15 protein-coding genes and 3 tRNA genes are annotated in these 18,639 nt (G+C 64.7%); 7 read left to right on the top strand and 11 right to left on the bottom strand.

The genetic code is table 11. The features are described from left to right. Positions 1 to 22: 22 nt before the first annotated feature. A complete protein-coding gene (gene rnr / locus ACFQNJ_RS07915; RefSeq protein ID WP_382255777.1) occupies positions 23 to 2,287 on the bottom strand; it encodes a ribonuclease R in 2,265 nt (754 codons plus the stop codon). Between the two features lie 48 nt (positions 2,288 to 2,335). On the opposite strand from rnr, the gene ACFQNJ_RS07910 reads away from it, so the two are divergent. Further along, a tRNA-Leu gene (locus tag ACFQNJ_RS07910) sits at positions 2,336 to 2,420 on the top strand. Between the two features lie 146 nt (positions 2,421 to 2,566). Continuing rightward, positions 2,567 to 2,651, top strand: a tRNA-Leu gene (locus ACFQNJ_RS07905). A gap of 94 nt (positions 2,652 to 2,745) precedes the next feature. Here the strand turns inward: ACFQNJ_RS07905 and rimO are convergent. The 5 genes from rimO to ACFQNJ_RS07880 form a co-directional block, all read right to left on the bottom strand. Beyond that, positions 2,746 to 4,131: a 30S ribosomal protein S12 methylthiotransferase RimO gene (rimO, locus tag ACFQNJ_RS07900; RefSeq protein ID WP_382255774.1), complete on the bottom strand. Its 1,386-nt coding sequence runs from the start codon at positions 4,129 to 4,131 to the stop codon at positions 2,746 to 2,748. Between the two features lie 51 nt (positions 4,132 to 4,182). Then, on the bottom strand, positions 4,183 to 4,728 hold the full coding sequence (gene phaR, locus ACFQNJ_RS07895) for a polyhydroxyalkanoate synthesis repressor PhaR (RefSeq protein WP_374640466.1): 546 nt from the start codon (positions 4,726 to 4,728) through the stop codon (positions 4,183 to 4,185). A gap of 162 nt (positions 4,729 to 4,890) precedes the next feature. Then, positions 4,891 to 4,967 (bottom strand) — tRNA-Val (locus ACFQNJ_RS07890). A gap of 30 nt (positions 4,968 to 4,997) precedes the next feature. Next, positions 4,998 to 7,319, bottom strand: a complete 2,322-nt coding sequence (locus ACFQNJ_RS07885) for a RelA/SpoT family protein (RefSeq protein WP_382255770.1) — start codon at positions 7,317 to 7,319, stop codon at positions 4,998 to 5,000. Between the two features lie 17 nt (positions 7,320 to 7,336). Next, on the bottom strand, positions 7,337 to 8,257 hold the full coding sequence (locus tag ACFQNJ_RS07880) for an alpha/beta fold hydrolase (RefSeq protein ID WP_382255768.1): 921 nt from the start codon (positions 8,255 to 8,257) through the stop codon (positions 7,337 to 7,339). 65 nt (positions 8,258 to 8,322) lie between these two features. Here ACFQNJ_RS07880 and ACFQNJ_RS07875 point away from each other — a divergent pair, with 65 nt between their 5' ends. Then, positions 8,323 to 9,093: a 3-hydroxybutyrate dehydrogenase gene (locus tag ACFQNJ_RS07875; RefSeq protein ID WP_382255765.1), complete on the top strand. Its 771-nt coding sequence runs from the start codon at positions 8,323 to 8,325 to the stop codon at positions 9,091 to 9,093. Between the two features lie 31 nt (positions 9,094 to 9,124). On the opposite strand, the gene ACFQNJ_RS07870 is transcribed toward ACFQNJ_RS07875, so the two are convergent. After that, positions 9,125 to 9,874, bottom strand: coding sequence for an SIMPL domain-containing protein (locus ACFQNJ_RS07870; protein ID WP_382255762.1), 750 nt, complete (start codon positions 9,872 to 9,874; stop codon positions 9,125 to 9,127). Continuing rightward, positions 9,871 to 10,188 carry a hypothetical protein gene (locus tag ACFQNJ_RS07865; RefSeq protein ID WP_374640461.1) on the bottom strand — a complete coding sequence of 106 codons (318 nt, stop codon included), beginning with the start codon at positions 10,186 to 10,188 and terminating at the stop codon, positions 9,871 to 9,873. The genes ACFQNJ_RS07870 and ACFQNJ_RS07865 overlap by 4 nt, the downstream gene beginning before the upstream one ends. A 165-nt stretch (positions 10,189 to 10,353) precedes the next feature. Between ACFQNJ_RS07865 and ompR the strand changes: the two genes are divergently transcribed. Beyond that, positions 10,354 to 11,085, top strand: coding sequence for an osmolarity response regulator transcription factor OmpR (ompR, locus tag ACFQNJ_RS07860; protein WP_374640460.1), 732 nt, complete (start codon positions 10,354 to 10,356; stop codon positions 11,083 to 11,085). Continuing rightward, on the top strand, positions 11,085 to 12,539 hold the full coding sequence (locus ACFQNJ_RS07855; protein WP_382255757.1) for a sensor histidine kinase: 1,455 nt from the start codon (positions 11,085 to 11,087) through the stop codon (positions 12,537 to 12,539). Before ompR ends, ACFQNJ_RS07855 begins: the two co-directional genes overlap by 1 nt. A 19-nt stretch (positions 12,540 to 12,558) precedes the next feature. On the opposite strand, the gene ispF is transcribed toward ACFQNJ_RS07855, so the two are convergent. Together ispF and ispD are read right to left on the bottom strand one after the other, a co-directional pair. After that, positions 12,559 to 13,056, bottom strand: a complete 498-nt coding sequence (ispF, locus tag ACFQNJ_RS07850) for a 2-C-methyl-D-erythritol 2,4-cyclodiphosphate synthase (protein WP_382255754.1) — start codon at positions 13,054 to 13,056, stop codon at positions 12,559 to 12,561. Further along, a complete protein-coding gene (ispD, locus tag ACFQNJ_RS07845) occupies positions 13,053 to 13,772 on the bottom strand; it encodes a 2-C-methyl-D-erythritol 4-phosphate cytidylyltransferase (protein ID WP_382255751.1) in 720 nt (239 codons plus the stop codon). Before ispD ends, ispF begins: the two co-directional genes overlap by 4 nt. Before the next feature lie 82 nt (positions 13,773 to 13,854). On the opposite strand from ispD, the gene mfd reads away from it, so the two are divergent. Both mfd and ACFQNJ_RS07835 read left to right on the top strand, forming a co-directional pair. After that, positions 13,855 to 17,346, top strand: a complete 3,492-nt coding sequence (gene mfd / locus ACFQNJ_RS07840; RefSeq protein WP_382255748.1) for a transcription-repair coupling factor — start codon at positions 13,855 to 13,857, stop codon at positions 17,344 to 17,346. A gap of 117 nt (positions 17,347 to 17,463) precedes the next feature. Next, the gene (locus ACFQNJ_RS07835) at positions 17,464 to 17,970 is read left to right on the top strand and encodes a DUF4405 domain-containing protein (protein WP_382255746.1); all 507 of its coding nucleotides are present in this window, start codon (positions 17,464 to 17,466) and stop codon (positions 17,968 to 17,970) included. A gap of 7 nt (positions 17,971 to 17,977) precedes the next feature. On the opposite strand, the gene ACFQNJ_RS07830 is transcribed toward ACFQNJ_RS07835, so the two are convergent. Then, positions 17,978 to 18,595 carry an NAD(P)H-dependent oxidoreductase gene (locus ACFQNJ_RS07830; RefSeq protein ID WP_374640454.1) on the bottom strand — a complete coding sequence of 206 codons (618 nt, stop codon included), beginning with the start codon at positions 18,593 to 18,595 and terminating at the stop codon, positions 17,978 to 17,980. Positions 18,596 to 18,639: the final 44 nt, after the last annotated feature.

The raw sequence follows: 18,639 nt of genomic DNA, 5'->3' as shown, positions 1-18,639 counted from the left end.
AGAGGCTGACCGCCGATCGCGCCTAGCGACGTGATTTGCGACTCCGGGGCGCCGCGCCGCCCTTGGAGCGCCCGTCCTTGCGAGCCGCCGCCTTGCGCACGGCCCCTTTGAGATCCTGCACGGCGCTGCTCGCCGGCGGCGCGCCCGAACGTTTGCGGCGACCGCTCTTGGAGCCTTCGGTGCCACCGACATCTGCGACCGGTCCGGCAGACTTGTCACGCATGGCGCGCTGAATCACGTCCTCGTCCCCGCGCACCAGCCGGAAATCAATCCGGCGCCCATCCAGATCGACACGACTGACCTGGACCTGAACGCGGGTACCCAGTGCGTAGCGGATGCCTGTGCGTTCGCCACGCAGTTCCTGGCGGGCCTCGTCAAAGCGGAAATACTCGCCGCCAAGCTCGGTGATATGAACCAGACCCTCGACATACATGGCATCGAGGGTGACGAACAGGCCGAAGCTGGTGACTGCCGTGACCAGGCCACTGAACTCTTCGCCGAGATGCTCACGCATGTACTTGCACTTGAGCCAGGCTTCGACATCACGGCTGGCCTCGTCCGCGCGCCTCTCGTTGGCACTGCAATGCAGCCCTGCTGCCTGCCACGCCTGCATCTCGGCGTTGAGCTTGCGAGAGGCGGCAGCCGCTGCCGGAGTGGCGCGACTGGCCAGCCGCTTGCTGAGCTTGGCGTGAGCCTCACCCGGCGTGGGCAAGGCCGGCAACTGATAGCGCTGCTTGAGCAGGATGGCCTTGATGACCCGATGCACCAGCAGGTCGGGGTAGCGGCGGATCGGGCTGGTGAAGTGGGTGTAAGCCTCGAAAGCGAGACCGAAGTGGCCCTGATTCACCGGCGTGTAGATCGCCTGCTGCATGGATCGAAGCAGCATCGTGTGGATCTGCTGCGCGTCGGGACGGTCCTTGGTCGCCTGCGCAATTTGCTGAAACTCCGATGGATGCGGGGTGTCACTGATGCTCTGGGGCACCCCCATCGCCTTGAGGTAGCTGCGCAGGGTCTCCTGTTTCTCGGGCGTTGGCCCCTCGTGCACCCGGAACAGGCCGGCATGCTTGCTCTGGCCGATGAAGTCTGCCGAACAGACGTTGGCCGCCAGCATGGCCTCCTCGATCAGCTTGTGGGCGTCGTTGCGGGTACGGGGAACAATGCGCTCGATCCGTCCGGATTCGTCGCAGACGATCTGCGTCTCCACGGTTTCGAAGTCCACCGCCCCCCGGGCCTGGCGCGCGGCCAGCAAGGCGCGGTAGACGTCGTGCAAATTCAGCAGAGAGGGCACCAGCGCCTTGCGGCCCTGGGCCTCGGGACCGCGGGTGTTCTGCAGGATCGCGGCCACCTCGGTGTAGGTGAACCGCGCGTGGCTGTGCATCACCGCCGGATAGAACTGGTAGGCGTGGATCTCACCCTTGGCGTTGATCAGCATGTCGCAGACCATGCACAAACGATCGACGTCCGGGTTGAGCGAACACAGCCCGTTGGAGAGCTTCTCCGGCAGCATGGGAATCACGCGGCGCGGGAAATACACCGACGTGGCGCGATCGTAGGCATCGATATCGATCGGCGAGCCGGTCTTCACATAGTGGCTCACATCGGCAATCGCCACCAGCAGACGCCAGCCCTTGCCGCGCCCCACCCGGGTCGGCTCGCAGTAGACCGCGTCGTCGAAATCACGTGCATCCTCTCCGTCGATCGTGACCAGTGCCACATCGCGCAGATCCACCCGCTGCCGTAGATCGGCCGCACGCACCGTGTCGGGCAAGGCACGCGCCTCTGCCAGGGCAGCATCGGAAAACTCGTGCGGTACACCGTACTTGCGAACCGCAATCTCGATCTCCATGCCAGGGTCATCAATCTCCCCCAGCACCTCCTTGACGCGGCCCACCGGCTGGCCATAGAGCGCCGGAGGCTCGGTCAGCTCGACCACCACCACCTGGCCGGGCTTGGCCGAGCCCGTGGCGCCTTTGGGGATGAGGACATCCTGGCCATAGCGCTTGTCTTCCGGTGCGACCAGCCAGACCCCGCTTTCCTGCAGCAGGCGACCAATGATCGGGGCGGCGGATCGTTCCAGGATCTCGGTCACACGCCCTTCGGGTCGCCCCTTGCGGTCGACGCGGACGATGCGCGCCTTGACCCTGTCTTTGTGAAGCACGGCCCTCATCTCGTTGGAGGGCAGGTAAATGTCGGGTTGCCCGTCATCGCGGACCACGAAACCGTGCCCGTCACGGTGTCCGGCAACGACGCCTTCGAATTCGGCCAGCAGGCTGTTTTTTTCGTTCACTATTGAATGTTTCTGATTTTTGACGCTATACTAGCGGTTTCCTGAGATGCCCAGGTGGCGGAATTGGTAGACGCACTAGTTTCAGGTACTAGCGCCGAGAGGCGTGGAGGTTCGAGTCCTCTCTTGGGCACCACCATCATAAAGGCTTGCCAGCGGTCACGCGGCAAGCCTTTTCACTTTTTGCGCCATCCACATCAAGGTCGCAACAAGCCACATCCGCCGACGCAGGGCCACGAAAAAAGGCCGCAAGGATGATGTAGAATAGCGGTTTCCTGAGAAGCCCAGGTGGCGGAATTGGTAGACGCACTAGTTTCAGGTACTAGCGCCGAGAGGCGTGGAGGTTCGAGTCCTCTCTTGGGCACCAAAACAATGAAGGCCTGCTGGATCACCAGCAGGCCTTTTTCTTTGTGACGTGGCGTTGAATGACGCGCCCCGCAGGGCCGCGTCACTGGTCCGGATCAGACAGGCATGGCCACCAGGTCATGACCTTCGGCGGCCACAATGCGCGCCTTGGTGAACTCACCCACCTTCAGGGTCTTGCTGATCTTCTGCGGTGGCAGGAGGCGCACCAATCCGTCGATCTCAGGCGCGTCTGCGTAGCTGCGCCCCACCCCACCCTTCTTGCCCATGCCCGGTGCCGAGTCCACCAGCACCTGCATGGTCGCCCCCACGCGGGCACCCAGCTTTTCAACAGACACCGCTTCAGCCACGGCCATGAACCGGGCGCGGCGCTCTTCGCGCACATCATCGGGCACGGCATCCGGCAAGTCATTGGCCGCCGCACCGTCTACCGGCGAGTAGGCAAAACAGCCGGCACGGTCGATCTGCGCCTCCTCGACGAAGTCGAGCAGATGCTGGAACTCGCTCTCGGTCTCGCCGGGGAAACCGGCGATGAACGTGCTGCGGATCACAATCTCCGGACAGATCTCGCGCCAGCGGGCGATCCGCTCCAGGTTGCGCTCACCGCTGGCGGGCCGCTTCATGCGTCGCAGCACGTCGGGGTGGCTGTGCTGCAGCGGGACATCCAGGTAAGGCAGCACCAGACCTTCGGCCATCAGGGGGATGATGTCATCCACATGCGGGTACGGATAGACGTAGTGCAGCCGGACCCAGGCACCGAAGCCCTTGGCCAACTCGCCCAGCTCGCGCACCAGATCGAACATGCGCGTCTTCACCGGCTTGCCGTCCCAAAAGCCCGTGCGGTACTTGACGTCAACGCCGTACGCCGAGGTGTCCTGGCTGACCACCAGCAGTTCCTTGACGCCCGCTTCAAACAGCTTGCGTGCCTCGGACAGAACGTCGCCGACAGACCGGCTGACCAGGTCGCCACGCATGGACGGAATGATGCAGAAGGTGCACCGGTGGTTGCAGCCCTCGCTGATCTTGAGATACGCGTAGTGGCGCGGCGTGAGCTTGATACCCTGCGGCGGCACCAGATCGACGAAGGGATCGTGCGGCTTGGGCAAGTGGCGGTGCACCGCCTCCATCACTTCATGGGTGGCATGCGGACCGGTGACCGCCAGCACGCTGGGATGCACCTGTTGCACCATGTTGCCGCCACCTTCACCCTCACGGGCGCCCAGACAACCGGTGACGATGACCTTCCCGTTCTCGGCCAGCGCTTCACCAATGGTGTCCAGGCTCTCCCTCACCGCATCATCGATGAAGCCACAGGTGTTGACGATCACCAGATCGGCACCGGCGAAGGTCTTGGATGTCTGGTAGCCCTCGGCGCTGAGTTGCGTCAGGATCAGTTCGGAGTCGGTCAGCGCCTTGGGGCATCCCAGGCTGACAAAACCGACCTTGGGCACGGAGGCGCCCGCGGGGACAGAAATATCGCTCATGGGGCAGGATTGTCTCAGACCCGCCCGGCAAGAGCCAGCGAGAGACGCTGGTCAGCGCTTGAGCCCGAAGGCAGACAGCATCTGTTCGCTGTTCTTCTGCATCTGTTCCTGCATCTGGGTGAAGGCGCTGCGCGACTGCTCCAGGTAGGTACCCATCATGCCCTGCATCATGGGCGACTGGACGTTCATGAACTGCTTCCAGACTTCCGGGTTGAGCCCCTTGGACTGCTCGGCCATTTTCTGCTGCAGGTCCATGAAGATCTGGACATTCTTCTCCAGGTAGGACCCCATGAAATCCTGCATGGCGTGGCCGTAGAAACGGATGATGTTGGCCAGCACCTGCTCGGTGAAGATGGGTACGCCAGCCGTTTCCTCTTCCAGGATGATCTGCAGAAGGATGCTGCGCGTCAGGTCATCGTTGGTCTTGGCATCCCGCACCACGAATGGCTCGTTGTCCATGACCAGGGACTTGACCTCGGCCAAAGTGATGTAGGAAGACGTGTCGGTGTCGTAGAGACGGCGATTGGGGTACTTCTTGATGACCCTCACGCCACCCTTGGAGGCATTGCTGTCGTCGGTGGCCTTGCTTTTGTGCACAGTGGACTTTCGCGAAGTTCTTACGGACCCCATACCGGGGTGGGCATGGGCCACATTCTAGAAAGTCCCACCGTGCACTGCAGCATGGGTTTTCCCTTGGGGCTGCACAGGGACCATCAAAGCAAAAGCCCCTTGCAGGCAAACCGTGCAAGGGGCTGGATTTGGTAGGCGCGATTGGATTCGAACCAACGACCCCCACCATGTCAAGGTGGTGCTCTAACCAACTGAGCTACGCGCCTTCGTAATCAACGAAGACCACAAGTATAGCATCATTTTCTGCGCACCGCACGCACGCCGGCCACATCGCTGAGCACCGACATGGCACGCGCGACCTGCCGCGCATCACTCACCTCGATGGTGAATGTCATCCAGGCGATGCCCTTGACCGACTGGGTCTGCACCCCGATGACATTCATCTTCTCGCGGGCGAACACATCCGAGATGTCACGCAGCAGGCCCTGCCGGTCCACCGCCTCGACCGCCACATCCACCGGGTAGACCGGGGGTTTGCCGTCGCGGGCCCCCGCGACCTGCCCACCCCACTGCACATCAATCACGCGGTCGGGGTTCTTGCGCTGAAGGTGCGCGAAATCGGTGCAATCGCTTCGGTGGATGCTGACGCCTTTGCCTCGCGTCACAAAGCCTCGAATGTCATCGGGTGGCGCCGGTTTGCAGCAACGGGCGAGCTGCGTCATGAGGGAATCGACACCCACGACCAGCACACCGCCGGGAGACGACGCGCCCTGCTTGCGCGGTTTGCGCAGCAGCACCTCGGGCTCGGTTGATCCCGCCTGCTCGGAGGGACGCAGAGCCGTTTCAATCGCACGCAGGGACAGTTCGTCCTTGCCCACCTGCTCGAACAGCTCCTGCGCGGACGACAGTCCCACCAGACTGGCCAGTTCGTCGTGCCGCAACGATGTCCTGCCCTCGCGCTGCAGAAGCTTTTCGACCGCCTCCCGTCCCCGGGCCACCGTCTCCTCCAGGGCCAGGGCGTTGAACCAGGCGCGCACCTTGCTTTTGGCCCGGTGACCCACCAGGTAGCCCAGTTCGGGGTTGAGCCAGTCTCGGGAGGGCCCGCCCTCCTTCGCGGCGATGATCTCGATGGTCTGCCCGTTCTGCAGCGGCGTGTTGAGCGTGACCATATTGCCGTCGACTCGCGCGCCCCGACAACGGTGCCCCAGGTTGGTGTGGACCGAATAGGCAAAGTCCACGGGCGTGGCCCCCTGCGGCAACTCGACGATGGCCGCATCAGGCGTGAGCACATAGATCCGATCCTCGAACAGCCCCTGGGCACTGCCGCTGAGATCGCGTTCCCACGCGAGCAGTTGCCGAAGCACGGCGATCTTGGCGTCGTACTCCGAGCTGGCCGACACGCCGGCGTAGCCCTTGGTGCCCGCCTCCTTGTAGGCCCAGTGCGCGGCGACACCATGTTCGGCGTGATCGTGCATGGCCTGGGTACGGATCTGGATCTCGAACGCCCTGCCCTGTTCATCGCGCACCACGGTATGCAGCGACTGGTAGCCATTGGGCTTGGGTTTGGCAATGTAGTCGTCGAACTCCTCGGGCACGGGTACGAAACGCGAGTGCACATGGGAAAGCACCGCGTAACAGTCCTCGATGCGGGGAACCACCACGCGCAGGGCACGGATGTCGAAGACCTGGTCGAAGCCCAGCGACTTGCCGCGCATCTTCTTGACGATGCTGTAGATGTGCTTGGGCCTGCCCTGGACCGAGGCATCGATGCCTTGCGCCTGCAAGGCCTGAGCCAGCTCCAGGCGGACCTGCTCGACGTGCTGTTCGCGCTCGACCCGCTTTTCGTCCAGCAGCCGGGCCACGTCCTTGTAGGTCTGCGGCTCCAGAAAGCGGAATGCCAGGTCCTCCATCTCCCACTTGATCTGCCAGATACCCAGCCGGTTGGCCAGGGGAGCAAACACATGCAGCGATTCACTGGCCACCTGCACGCCCGGATCGCCCTTGGTCCCGGCGTAGTACCGCAACGTCTGCAGCCGGGAAGCCAGCCGCAGCATGACCACCCGCAGGTCGCGGGAGAACGCCAGCAGCATCTTGCGCACATTCTCCGTCTGGCTGGCCGCCAGCTCGGACACCGGCTGCTTGCCCGGAGAGGTCACCGTCAAGGCCTGGTCTTGCGCCACCTGCCGTTCCTCGGCCTTCTTGGCCTGCGCCTGCGCCGCCTTGATGCGGGCCTGGTGTTGCAACTGCACCAGCTTGGTGGTTTCCAGGGCCAGCGCGGCGTAGTTCTCACCGAAAGCCTTGGCAATCACCTCCTGCGGCCGGTTCAGGTGCTGGCAGGCATAGACCAGGTAGGACGCGGCTTGCATGGCCTCGGAACCTCCGATGCCACGCAGGATGTCGGCCACCGCATCCGCGTGAGCCAGGATGTTCTCGCCCGTGTCCAGGGACTCGCAAGCCAGCAGCGGTTCGGCAAACGCCCGCGCACGGGCCAGCGCCTGGTGGTCGTTGGGCAGGCTGCCGGCGGTGGCCGCCACGATGGCGGACGTGCCCTCAGCGCCTGGGGGGGCGTGCGCCGACGGCAAGTCGGCTCGCACGAATTCGTTGCTGATCGATTTCATGGGTATCTGTCAGGGATTCAATCCAGCAGGAAATGCCGGACGACATCGGTCTGTTCGTCATTCACCAGCGTGGGGGCATGGCCCACACCGGCAAACTCCACCAGTCTGGCCCGGGGGCCACGTGCGGTCATCTGGGAGGCGGTCTCCATCGACAGCAAATCGGATTGGGCGCCCCGCAAGAGCAAGGTGGATGCGGTGATCTGGTCGTACAGGGTCCACAGCAAGGCCTCGCCCTGGGCTGCGGCCTGCCGGGCGGCCGCTTCGTCCTGGCTCACCAGCGCCCGCACAGGCAGGGCGATGGCCGGGTCATAGTGCAACCACCAGCGTCCTTCACGCTGGCGCAGCATGGGGCGGGACAGGGCCTGCCACTGCTCGTCGGTGTGGGGACCGAATCCAGATGAGATGGAAGCCAGGTAATCCATCGCTTCCCGCTCGGTGGCGAACGAGGGATTGGCGCCCAGGTAGCCGGCGATCCGCTGCAGCGCCTCCCAGCGGATGGCTGGACCCACGTCATTGAGCACCAGGCGACGCAAGCCGATGTTCGGCTGGGCGGCCAGGGCCATGCCAATGAGTCCGCCCATGCTGGTACCCACCCAGTCGATGTTCGCCTGGGGGTGGCGCTGCCGCAGATGGGCGAGCAATTGCGCCATGTCGGCGGCGTAGGTAGGCACCTGATAGGCCATCGGATCGGCCAGCCAGTCGCTCATGCCCCGGCCCGCGACGTCGACGGCCACGACCCTTGCCTGGCCTGCGATCGATCGGGCCAGGCTGTCGAAGTCACGCCCCTGGCGCGACAGGCCATGGACGCAGATCACGATGTGGTCATCGCGATCCGATGACCAGTCCCACCAGGCCAGGCGGCGCCCACCTCCGCCCAGCGCTCCTGGCCCGGACACGGTCAGGTGATTCAACCGGGGCTCCCTGTCCAGCCGCTGCATGTGGTGACTCCGTGATAATGATTCGGTTGCTGTTCAACCTATCGTAATGGAACTGGAGATTACCGATGCTCAAGAACAAGACCGCCCTCGTCACCGGGTCCACCAGTGGCATCGGCCTGGGCATTGCCAAAGCCCTGGCGCGTCAGGGCGTCAACATCATCCTCAACGGGTTTGGTGATGCGGATTCCCCCAAGGCGGAGATTGCCGCGCTTGGGGTCAAGGTCGACTACCACGGTGCCGACATGAGCAAGCCCTCGGACATCGAGGACATGATGAAGTTCGCGGCCGATCGTTTCGGGCGGGTGGATATCCTGGTGAACAACGCCGGCATCCAGCATGTGGCCCGGATCGAGGACTTTCCCGTGGAGCGCTGGGACGCAGTGCTGGCCATCAACCTGACCAGCGCGTTCCACACCACCCGGCTGGCGCTGCCAGCCATGCGCGCCGCCAACTGGGGCAGGATCATCAACGTGGCCTCGGTCCATGGCCTGGTGGCGTCGGCTGAGAAGTCGGCCTATGTGGCGGCCAAGCACGGCATCGTGGGTCTGACCAAGGTCACAGCCCTGGAAAACGCCACCACTGGCGTGACCTGCAACGCGATCTGCCCGGGCTGGGTGCTCACGCCCCTGGTGCAGAAACAGGTGGACGCCAAGGCCGCCGCGCTGGGCCTGAGCAATGAGGAAGCCACCAAGTTGCTGCTGGGGGAGAAGGAGCCATCGATGCAGTTCACCACGCCGGACGAGTTGGGCGAACTGGCCGTCTTCTTCTGCTCACCCGCCGGCAACAACGTGCGTGGCGTGGCGTGGAACATGGACGGTGGCTGGGCCGCGCAGTAAGCCCGAACCCGGATCGTCCGTCCTGGGCAGTTCACCGCAGGTTGATGCTGCCGCTCACCGTCACCTGCACCGTGGCCTTGCCGGCCTCCACCGGCACGGCCGCGTCGGCCTCCATGGCCTTCTCGGCGCGCGCCATCATCATCACAGGCCTGGGTTGTCCGTGGCCACCATCCACACTGCTCACGGAAACCTGGCGCAAGGAGTAGCCGGCGAAACCGAAGGCCTTGGCGATCTCATCGGCCTTGCCGCGGAACTGGGTGATCGCCTCTCGCTGAACATCGGATTCCAGTTGCTGCCTCGCCTGGCGCGACAGGGAAAAACTGCTGCCACTGACCACCAACGGCGCCAGACTGGCTGCGGTCCGGGAAATCAGACCAAAGTCGCGCCCTTCGAGCACCAGTTCGGCCTGGCCCTGCCATCCGGTGATGCGGCCATTGTTGCCATATCGCGGATGCAGCGCGAACTGGCCGGTCCGGACCTCCATGGACTGCGGTTTGGCCTTGGCGCGCGCCGCCTCCAGCGAGGCATCCAGGGCCGCACGGATCTGGGCCTGCACCTGCCCGGGGTCCGCCCCCTCCCTGGTCACAGCCAGTTGCATGGTCAGCCAGTCCTGCGGCACCTCGCGAACCGCAGATGCATTCAGATGAACCACCTGCCCAGATTCGGACGTGGCCAGCGCCTCTTGAGCCAGCACCGGGTTCGCCAACACGAGGCCAGCCGTGAGCACAGCGCCACCCACCGCCGACCAGGCCGATCGGCGTTTTGACCATTTCAGCATCATCTCAGGGAATCCTCTTGGGCACGGCTGCGCAACATGTCGCGCATCTTGCGCCGCTCATCGTCGGACAACCGGTACGGTGCCGCCTCCGCCGAGGGCGTGTCGGCCCATGGCTGCCGAAGGCTCTCGCGCAAGCGGCGCCCCGGCGCTTCCTGGGACAGCGGCATGGGCACCATCACCGAATTGAGCGCCTGACCAGCGGGCGGCAGCGAAACGATGGCCGGCGAAGGTACAGCACCCGGCGACCGATCACTGGCCCAACCGGACAACGGAAGGGCCAGGGCAAGTCCTGCGGCAATGGCGGTCAGCTTCATCATGGCTCAAGTATGCGGATCTGGAGGATTGTGTGATGAGCGTCCGGTAAACGGATCAAGGCCAGGGGCAACATGTGTAACATGCTGTCAGCGGAAGAAAAAACAAGCCGCGACAAGGACTTGCAGCTGCCACAATCGGGTTTGTTACATTTTTGGAGAGTTGCTGCCATGCCACAAGCCACGCCCCGCCCCAACAAGATCCTGGTTGTCGACGACGATGTGCGCATCCGTGACCTTCTGCGCCGTTATCTGATGCAGGAAGGTTTCGAGGTGATGCTGGCGGAGGATGGCAAGGCCCTGAACCGGGTGCTGCAGCGCGAATCCGTGGACCTGATTGTGCTGGATCTGATGATGCCCGGCGAAGACGGTCTGTCCATCTGTCGTCGCCTGCGCGCCAACGGCGACCGAACCCCGATCATCATGCTCACCGCCAAGAGCGAGGATGTGGACCGCATTGTGGGCCTGGAGGTGGGTGCCGATGACTACCTGGGCAAACCCTTCAACCCGCGTGAACTGCTGGCCCGCATCCACGCCGTGCTGCGCCGCCGCCCGCCGGCAGAGGTGCCGGGCGCTCCCTCGCAAGAGGCCGAAACGGTCAGGTTCGGCCCCTTCGAGTTCGACCTGAGCCTGCGCACCCTGCGCAAGGATGGTCAGGACCTGCCGCTGACCACGGGCGAATTTGCCATGCTCAAGGCACTGGTTCGTCACCCGCGTCAGCCGCTTTCCCGCGAAAAGCTGGCGCAACTGGCCCGCGGCCGGGAGTTCGAGCCGTTCGACCGGAGCCTGGATGTGCAGGTCTCCCGCCTGCGCAAGCTGATCGAGGAGGATGCCTCCTCTCCACGCTACCTGCAGACCGTCTGGGGCGTGGGCTACGTATTTGTGCCGGACGGTAACGCCTGATGGTCGAAGAGTCCCAGGTCGCGTTCGAAACCGCGCCCACGCCGCTGGAGACCGCGCCAGCACCCCTGGAGGTTCGCCCCCCCAGGGAGGTGAGCCTGTTCTGGCGCACGTTCTTCCTGCTGGCGATGCTGCTGCTGGGCTGTTTCGTGGCCTGGCTGCAAACCTTCCGGGCGCTGGAGTTCGAACCCCGGGTCCTTCAGAGTGCCCAGCAGATTGCCTCGCTGGTCAACCTCAGCCGGGCCGCCCTGGTGCACTCGGACTCGATCGCCCGCGTGTCTCTGGTCAAGACGCTGGCCGACGAGGAGGACGTGCGGATTGCGCCCCGGGAACCGTCGGATACCTATCTGTCCTATGACACCGATTCCCTCACGCGCAGTGTGAGCCAGCGCCTGAAAGCAAGGCTGGGTGAGGACACCATCGTGGCGCGCGAAGTCAATGGCACGCCGGGTTTGTGGGTCGGCTTCACCATTGATGGTGACCCCTACTGGCTGCTGACCGATCCGTCGCGCCTGGGCATCGTGACCGGCAAGACCTGGCTGATCTGGCTGGCCACCGGTGCAGGCCTGTCGCTGGCGGGCGCCGCCATCATTGCCCGCCTCATCAACAACCCGCTCAAGAAGCTGTCGTTCGCGGCCAGCCGGGTGCGTGAGGGCGACTTCAGCTCAAGCAAGCTGAACGAAACCGTGGCCACCAGCGAGATCCGCGAGGTGAACATCGGCTTCAACCGGATGGCCCAGCGCCTGTCCAAGATCGAACAGGACCGCGCACTGATGCTGGCGGGCATCTCGCACGATCTGCGCACGCCCCTGGCCCGACTGCGCCTGGAAACCGAAATGAGCGTGGACGATCCCCAGGCGCGCGAGCACATGGCGGCGGATATCGACCAGGTGAACGCCATCATCGATAAATTCCTGGACTACGCCCGGCCGGACCAGATCAAGTCCGAGTCGGTGAACCTGAACCAGGTGGTGGATGCGGCCATCTTCTCGCTGGGCAACGACCCGAACCTGGCGGTCACCACAAGGATTCCGCCAGACACCATGGTCATGGGCGATGCGGTTGAACTCCAGCGCATCTTCACCAACCTGATGGAGAACGCGCAACGCTACGGCCGGGAACCGATCACTGGTGTCTGCCGGGTGGAGATTGCTGCCAAGGCCAAGGACAACTGGATCCTGGTCAAGCTGCGCGACCACGGCAAAGGTGTGCCGCCCGAATTGCTGCCCCAATTGACGCAGCCGTTCTTTCGCGGTGATGCATCGCGCAGTTCGGCCAAGGGAACCGGTCTGGGGCTGGCCATCGTGGAGCGCGCCGTTCAGCGACTGGGGGGCAGGTTTGCCCTGGCCAACAGCAGCACCGGCGGGCTGGCCGCACACATGAAGCTTCGCAAGGCGCGCCCGGACAAAGCGGGCGATCGGCAGGACCCGGAAGAAATGCCGGCCCAGACCACCTGAGCCCAAGGCAGGGTTGGGTTCAGGCTCGCAAGGCCAGCAGGACCACCGCGCGCGCCTCGATCGACAGACCCTGCCCGACCGGACCGAGCCGTTCCGCGGTCTTGGCCTTGACGTTGACCATGGCCGGCGCGACGCCCAGCACCTGCGCGATGCGCGCCACCATGCCGGGAATGTGTGGGGCGAGCTTGGGTGCCTGCGCAGTCACGGTCGAATCGACGTTGCCAATCTCGAAGCCCGCTTCGCGTACGCGGCGCGCGGCCTCGGCCAGCAGCACAGCCGAGTCGGCACCCCGAAAGCGCTCGTCGGTATCCGGAAAATGCCGCCCGATGTCTCCGAGTCCGGCTGCTCCCAGCATGGCATCGGTGATGGCATGCAGCAGCACATCGGCGTCCGAGTGGCCGAGCAGCCCCATGTGATGTGGAATGTGGACTCCCCCGATGACGAGTGGACGACCCGGCACCAGGGCGTGGACATCCCAGCCCTCGCCAATGCGCAGGGGAAAGACGGCAGTGGTCATGTACGGCTCCGGAGGATGGCTTCGGCCAAGGCGAAGTCTTCGGGATAGGTCACTTTGAAATTGGCCGCACTGCCCGGCACCAGACGGGGTGCGTGCCCGGCCAGCTCCATGGCACTGGCTTCGTCGGTGATGCCGGAAAAGCCGGTGGCGGCATGTGCCTGCAGCGCCTGGCGCAAGGCACCGATGCGGAACATCTGTGGGGTCTGGGCCAGCCATTTGTCGCTGCGATCGACCGTGGCCGACACCCGGCCATCGATCGAGGCCTTGAGGGTATCCGGCAAAGGCAAGGCCAGGAGACCACCGACCGGGTCGTCCAGGCACGCATCAAGCAAGGCATCGATCTGGCGCGGCGTGATCAGGCAACGGGCAGCGTCATGGACCAGTACCCAGTCCTGCGGACTTGCCCCCTGTGCCAGTAGGTGCGTCAGCCCGTTGAAGACCGACTCGGCACGTGAAGCGCCACCCACGTGCGCCAGGGCGATGTGCGAGTCATCCACGGCCAGAAACCGGTCGCCAGGCGCCAGCACCACCAGCACCAAGTCGATGCGCGAACAGGCCCGAAAGGCACCCAGGGTGTGCAGGACCAGCGGCACGTCGAGCAGTGGCTGGTATTGCTTGGGCAGAAGGGATCCGGCCCGGGATCCCGTCCCGGCGCAGGGAATCAGCGCATGGCAGCGTGTGGTGGGACGGGTGGCAATGTCGGAGTGATCGGTCATGGTATGACCCGCATTCTAAAATCTTGATACTCACCCCCCGCCCACGACGGACGGGGGGTTTTCGTCATTCACGCACGCACCCATGGACCTGCCCAAGCTGATCCCCGGCAAACGTTTCGCCCTGCCCCGCCCCGCCGGCGCCGCCGACGCCCTGCTGCTGGCGCGCCTGGCACGCCGCGAAAAGGATGCCGGCCGTTCCACTGCCATCGTGACCGCAGACGCCACCGATGCGCAGCGCCTGCTGGACGAAATGGCGTTTTTTGCGCCGGAGCTGCGCTGTGCACTGTTTCCGGATTGGGAGACGCTGCCCTACGACAGCTTCTCGCCGCACCAGGACCTGATCAGCGAGCGTCTGGCCACCCTGTGGCGCATCCAGCAGCACGACAAGGAGACCGGGGCCGATGTGGTGCTGGTGCCGGCCACCACCGCGCTGTACCGGCTGGCACCGCCCTCCTTCCTGGCGGGCTACACCTTTCATTTCAAGGTCAAGCAGAAACTCGACGAGGCCAAGCTCAAGGGGCAGCTGACCCTGGCGGGATACAACCACGTCACGCAGGTCGTCAGCCCTGGCGAATACGCGGTGCGCGGGGGTCTGATCGACCTCTTCCCCATGGGCTCGCCCGTGCCCTACCGCGTCGACCTGTTCGATGACGAGATTGACAGCATCCGGACCTTCGACCCCGACAGCCAGCGAAGCCTTTACCCCGTACCCGAGGTCCGGCTGCTGCCCGGCCGTGAGTTCCCCATGGACGAAGCGGCCCGAGCGCGCTTTCGCAGCCGCTGGCGCGAACTGCTGGAAGGCGACCCGACCAAGAGCCGCATCTACAAGGACATGGGCAACGGCGTCGCCACCGCCGGTATCGAGTACTACCTGCCCCTGTTCTTTGACGAGACGGCCACCGTCTTCGACTACCTGGGCGGGCAGGCCACCGTGGTGCTGCACGGCGATCTGGAGCCGGCCTTCCAGCGCTTCTGGCAGGACACGCAGGACCGCTACCGGGTGATCAAGGGCGATCCCGAACGTCCGGCCCTGCCGCCCGAGAGCCTGTTCCTGTCGGCCGAGCAGTTCTATGCACTGGCCAACACCCACGCGCAGCTGGCCGTGCGGCCAGCGGTCGAAGACATCGCCGACAACGCTTTTGCACAGAAGCTGCCCGACCTGACGGTGGTACGGGGCGCCGAGGACCCGCTGGCACGGCTGCAGGCGCACCTGCGCCAGAGCCCTCACCGCTTGCTGCTGCTGGCCGAGAGCGATGGCCGCCGCGAGAGCCTGCTGGACTTCCTGCGTGCCAGCGGTCTGAACCCGCCAGTGTTCGACTCGCTCGGCGATTTCCTGGGCAGCGAGGAAAAGGTCGGCATGGCGACGGCTGCGCTGACCAGCGGATTTGCCTGGCAGGAAGAAGCGGTCGATCTGGTCACCGAGACCGAGCTGTTTGCTGCCGGACCCACCACCCGCCGACGCAAGAAGCAGGAACAGGTCAGCGATGTCGATGCGCTGATCAAGGACCTGAGCGAGCTCAACGTGGGCGACCCGGTGGTGCACACCCAGCATGGCATCGGCCGATACCGGGGCCTGGTGAACCTGGACATGGGGGAAAAGAATCCGGACGGCAGCCCTCTGCTGCAGGAGTTCCTGCACCTGGAGTACGCCGACAAGGCGGTGCTGTATGTGCCGGTAAGCCAGCTGCAACTGATCGGGCGATACACCGGCGTGAGTGCGGACGAGGCGCCACTGCACAAGCTGGGCAGCGGCCAGTGGGAGAAGGCCAAGCGCAAGGCGGCGGAGCAGGTCCGCGATGCCGCGGCCGAGCTGCTGAACATCTATGCACGCCGCGCGGCACGACAGGGCCATGCCTTCCGCTTCAGTGCCCAGGACTACGAGCAGTTTGCGAACGACTTCGGCTTTGAGGAAACCGCGGACCAGAAGGCCGCGATCCACGCGGTCATCCAGGACATGATCAGCCCCCAGCCCATGGACCGCCTGGTCTGCGGCGACGTGGGTTTCGGCAAGACCGAGGTCGCTCTGCGCGCCGCGTTTGTCGCGGTCACCGGGGGCAAGCAGGTGGCGTTTCTGGCGCCGACCACGCTGCTGGCCGAACAGCACTACCAGACCCTGGTCGACCGCTTCGCCAAGTGGCCGGTGAAGGTCGCCGAGATGAGCCGCTTCCGCTCGCAGAAGGAGATCACGGCCGCCATGAAGGGCATCAGCGATGGCAGCGTGGACATCGTGGTCGGCACGCACAAGCTGCTGTCCGAGAAGACCCAGTTCAAGAACCTGGGCCTGCTGATCATCGACGAGGAACACCGCTTTGGCGTGCGCCACAAGGAAGCGATGAAGCAGTTGCGTGCCGAGGTGGATGTGCTCACCCTGACCGCCACCCCCATCCCGCGAACCCTGGGCATGGCGCTGGAAGGGCTGCGTGACCTGTCGGTCATCGCCACCGCACCGCAGCGCCGGCTGGCCATCAAGACCTTTGTGCGCAACGAGGGCAACGGCGTGATCCGCGAGGCGGTGCTGCGCGAGCTCAAGCGCGGGGGGCAGGTCTATTTCCTGCACAACGAGGTGGAGACCATGGAGAACCGCCGGCAGGCGCTGGAGAAGCTGCTGCCCGAGGCGCGCATTGGTGTGGCCCACGGCCAGATGCCCGAGCGCGAACTGGAGCGGGTAATGCGCGACTTTGTGGCCCAGCGCTTCAACCTGCTGCTGTGTTCGACCATCATCGAAACCGGCATTGACGTGCCGACAGCCAACACCATCGTGATGGCCCGGGCCGACAAATTCGGTCTGGCCCAGCTGCACCAGCTGCGCGGCCGCGTGGGGCGCAGCCATCACCAGGCCTACGCCTACCTGCTGGTACCCGAGATCGAGGGCCTGACCAAGCAGGCGGCCCAGCGGCTGGACGCGATCCAGCAGATGGAAGAACTGGGCAGCGGCTTCTACCTGGCCATGCACGACCTGGAAATTCGCGGTGCCGGCGAGGTACTGGGCGAAAACCAGAGCGGCAACATGCTGGAAGTGGGCTTCCAGCTTTACAACGAAATGTTGTCCGAGGCGGTGAAGTCGCTCAAGGCCGGGCGTGAACCGGACCTGCTGTCCCCCCTGTCGGTGACGACCGACATCAACCTGCATTCGCCGGCCCTGCTGCCCAATGACTACTGCGGCGACGTGCACCTGCGCCTGTCTTTCTACAAGAAGCTGGCCACCGCGAAGACCACCGACCAGGTGGACAGCCTGCTGGAGGAGATCGTGGACCGCTTCGGCAAGTTGCCGCCGCAGGCGCAGACGCTGATCGACGTGCACCGGTTGCGGGTGATCTCGCAACCCTACGGCGTGGTCAAGGTGGATGCCGCACCGGGGGTCATCAACATCAGCTTCCGCCCCAACCCGCCGGTGGAGCCCATGCGCATCATCGAGCTGATCCAGAAAAACAAGCACATCAAGCTGGCGGGCAACGAGAAGTTGCGCATCGAACGCGCCCTGCCCGATGTGAAGGACCGGGTGCAGATGGTGCGGGATGTGCTCAAGGCGCTGGGACAGCCCATCCGGACGGAGCCAACCGCAGCCACCTCTTGATCTGCATCAAAAAGAGGAGCAGTAGGACAGCGCGTTCACGTGCCGTTCACGTTCGGGTGACGAAACTTCATGTCAGGTCCGCAGCATAGCGGCATCGACACAGAAGGAGCAGAAACCATGAACCTGAACCCCCACCGCCCCTGGATCACCCCGCTGGTGATCGGTGCTTTCCTGATCAGTGCCGTCACGGGTGTGCTGATGTTCTTCCATCTGGACAGCGGCCTGAACAAGACGGTGCACGAGTGGCTGAGCTGGGCCATGGTGATCGGCGTCGGCCTGCACGTGCTGCTCAATGTCACGGCGTTCAAGCGCTACTTCACCCAGACGACTGGCCGCTGGGTGATGGGATCCATGGCCTTGATCCTGGCACTGAGCTTCATTCCCGCAGGGGGCAGTGGCGGCGAACCCGGGTTCGCACCGCCGGTGCGGGCGCTGGCACAGGCGCCCATCACCGTACTGGCCCAGGTGGCCGGCACGAGCACCGAGGAGGTGAAAGCCAGGCTGCAGGCGGCGGGCTTAACCGCCACCAGCGACAGCCAGTCGGTCGCCGACCTGGTGGGAGGCGACCTGCGCAAGCAGGTGGGTGCACTGAGCCAGGTGGTGGCCACACCTGCGCAGCACTGAAAGCCCCTCAGCGCGATGCTGCCAGACTGGCTTGCGCTGCGGGAAGGCGTGCGGCATCGGTCTGCCCCTGCGCCCTCACCTGCGCCAGCCAACTCTCCCGTTGCGCGGCGCTGGACTTGTGCACCGGGCCGATGCGGGTCATGTCCACCGGCTTGAGTCCGCAGAACTTCAGGGTGCTTCGCACCAGCGAATTGGCGGTGGGGTCGCCCTGGATGAAACGGAGATAGAAGCCCGGCGAATCGGTGGTCATGATGACCCGGGCGCTGCGCCCGGCCAGCAGCCCCTCGGGCATGCCGTTGGGTTTGTAGCGGAAGGCCCAGCCCCGCTCCAGAGTGCGATCGAAGAAGCCCTTGAGCAAGGCCGGCATGGAGCCCCACCAGACCGGGGTGACAACCACCAGGCGCCTGGCGCCGGCGATCAGGGATTGGGCACGCTGCAGATCTGGCTCCAGGGACTGGTGCTCGTGATAGCCCACCCGCAGAATGGGGTCAAAGTGCAGGTCGCGCAGCGCCAGCACCTCCACCCTGGCCCCGCCAGCCCTCAGCCCTTCGGCGTGGCTTTGCGCCAGCGCCGCACACAGGGATGAGGGATCGGGGTGGCCGTCAATGATGAGCACATCCGCCATGACACACCTGCCTTTCCGTTATCTTTACATTGTCAACATCGAAA

The organism is Hydrogenophaga bisanensis (assembly GCF_042665135.1).
Classification (GTDB): domain Bacteria; phylum Pseudomonadota; class Gammaproteobacteria; order Burkholderiales; family Burkholderiaceae_C; genus Hydrogenophaga; species Hydrogenophaga bisanensis.
This window is presented reverse-complemented; position numbering and strand designations above follow the sequence as displayed.

Coding starts and splice junctions, on each gene's coding strand:
- ACFQNJ_RS07885 (WP_382255770.1), bottom strand. CDS start 7,319: ATGAAATCGATCAGCAACGAATTCGTGCGAGCCGACTTGCCGTCGGCG.
- ACFQNJ_RS07880 (WP_382255768.1), bottom strand. CDS start 8,257: ATGCAGCGGCTGGACAGGGAGCCCCGGTTGAATCACCTGACCGTGTCC.
- ispF (WP_382255754.1), bottom strand. CDS start 13,056: ATGACCACTGCCGTCTTTCCCCTGCGCATTGGCGAGGGCTGGGATGTC.
- ompR (WP_374640460.1), top strand. CDS start 10,354: ATGCCACAAGCCACGCCCCGCCCCAACAAGATCCTGGTTGTCGACGAC.
- ACFQNJ_RS07830 (WP_374640454.1), bottom strand. CDS start 18,595: ATGGCGGATGTGCTCATCATTGACGGCCACCCCGATCCCTCATCCCTG.
- ACFQNJ_RS07870 (WP_382255762.1), bottom strand. CDS start 9,874: ATGATGCTGAAATGGTCAAAACGCCGATCGGCCTGGTCGGCGGTGGGT.
- ispD (WP_382255751.1), bottom strand. CDS start 13,772: ATGACCGATCACTCCGACATTGCCACCCGTCCCACCACACGCTGCCAT.
- ACFQNJ_RS07835 (WP_382255746.1), top strand. CDS start 17,464: ATGAACCTGAACCCCCACCGCCCCTGGATCACCCCGCTGGTGATCGGT.
- ACFQNJ_RS07875 (WP_382255765.1), top strand. CDS start 8,323: ATGCTCAAGAACAAGACCGCCCTCGTCACCGGGTCCACCAGTGGCATC.
- ACFQNJ_RS07855 (WP_382255757.1), top strand. CDS start 11,085: ATGGTCGAAGAGTCCCAGGTCGCGTTCGAAACCGCGCCCACGCCGCTG.
- ACFQNJ_RS07865 (WP_374640461.1), bottom strand. CDS start 10,188: ATGATGAAGCTGACCGCCATTGCCGCAGGACTTGCCCTGGCCCTTCCG.
- mfd (WP_382255748.1), top strand. CDS start 13,855: ATGGACCTGCCCAAGCTGATCCCCGGCAAACGTTTCGCCCTGCCCCGC.
- rimO (WP_382255774.1), bottom strand. CDS start 4,131: ATGAGCGATATTTCTGTCCCCGCGGGCGCCTCCGTGCCCAAGGTCGGT.